General features: G+C 42.1%; 2 protein-coding genes. Both read right to left on the bottom strand.

Translation table 11 applies throughout. The annotated features are described in order from the left end of the window. Positions 1 to 94: 94 nt before the first annotated feature. Entirely contained in the window at positions 95 to 1,027 is a 933-nt protein-coding gene (locus A3756_RS25450; RefSeq protein ID WP_068508856.1) for a class I SAM-dependent methyltransferase, read from the bottom strand. Between the two features lie 174 nt (positions 1,028 to 1,201). Beyond that, the coding region (locus A3756_RS25445; RefSeq protein ID WP_156490770.1) for a PEP-CTERM sorting domain-containing protein at positions 1,202 to 1,428 on the bottom strand (227 nt) is incomplete at its 5' end.

The raw sequence follows: 1,428 nt of genomic DNA, 5'->3' as shown, positions 1-1,428 counted from the left end.
ATAGTGCGGGAAAAGCTTGGGCTGGCAAAGCTTATGAAGAACGCAAGACTAATACATGCAATGAAATTGTACATTTTAGGGAACTCCAATAGCTTCAGCATTCAATCAAGGCAAGTTTTAACCCCTTATCAGGCTCCAGTTCTTTTATTTCATCACTAAGCGCTAAAGGCGTGATAGATCTTACATCCTCTATCGTCTCTCGTATGTCGCGTTCAAATTCTGAAAAGGTTACTTGTTGATTGTTTAGGGCCGCTAAGATAACTCCGCCATCCTTTAAGTATTTGGTGCAGCGACGTAGTAGTTTCTGATAGTCAGGCCAGCCTCGAAAGGAGCCTTTATGAAAAGGCGGCGGGTCGAGAATGATTATGTCGAACTTTGACTGCTTGGCAATTTGGCTGTTTGACTTAAGAATGTTCTTTTTCCAAATCGATACTCTTTCATCCAGTAGATTATTTATCTGATGATTTAATTGTGCGGTTTTGGTGGCGCTACCGCACATATCAATATTAACTACTTTCTTTGCGCCACCTTTCAAAGCAAACAAAGAAAATACCGAGGTATAAGAAAAAAGGTTTAGAACACGTTTGTTTTCGGCGTGTTCAGCAAGCCAATGCCAGCCACTTCGCATGTCTGGAAACACGCCTGTGTTGCGGTTTTCGCCTAAACTAACCTTACACAAAAGATCCTTATCAAGTGCTGCATTAAACTCCAAAGGCAGTTCAGGCTTATTGCTAGTTCGTGTAAACAAAACCTCATTTTCCACATCGGGCCAAGGCCGGGATTGGAGCAATACGCTTTGAATAAACTCATGCTCTTCAAAGATCTCCTTAATGACGGAAAGCTCATTGTTGCTTAGCTCACCTTCATAGCATTGGACAAATAAAACGGGTGGATACCACTCAATATTGAGGTTCTCAAATGAGGGAAAAAACCGACCTCTGCCATGGAATACTCGGCAAACCTGTTCAGGCGATTGTCTAAGGTTTTCACCTAGTTCTTGCTTTAGGAGGTTCTGTACAGTAGTCATTGCAGAAATTTTGGTCCGGCTCAGTGATTGTTCAGGGGATTCTATAAAAGAAATGATGGTAGATCTATTTTTATGATTTTGGCCGCGAAAGAAGAGCAGTTAATTAAATCATAAAGAGAGAGTAAGAGAACCTATAAGGCGAATACCTTATAGGTTGTATGGAAAAAGAAGTCGTTAAGCAATACTGCGCCGCCTCATTAAACCTATGCCAAATAAACCAAACGCTAGTAGGGCAAACGTTGAGGGCTCAGATACGCTAATCACGCATTGATTGGGGTCGGTTTGTGGGTCACAGGAACCTATGCTGATTGAGAATACGTCATCGGGAAAAGCAAACTGCGTATTCTGGCCATCAGGACTTAGAAATATTGCTCTGTCCAAGTCGCTACCGGTCACATTGT

The sequence above is a fragment of the Oleiphilus sp. HI0086 genome (genome assembly GCF_001635225.1).
This window is presented reverse-complemented; position numbering and strand designations above follow the sequence as displayed.

Bases quoted from the DNA above. Each gene is read 5' to 3' on its own strand.
- A3756_RS25450 (WP_068508856.1), bottom strand. From the start codon at position 1,027: ATGACTACTGTACAGAACCTCCTAAAGCAAGAACTAGGTGAAAACCTT.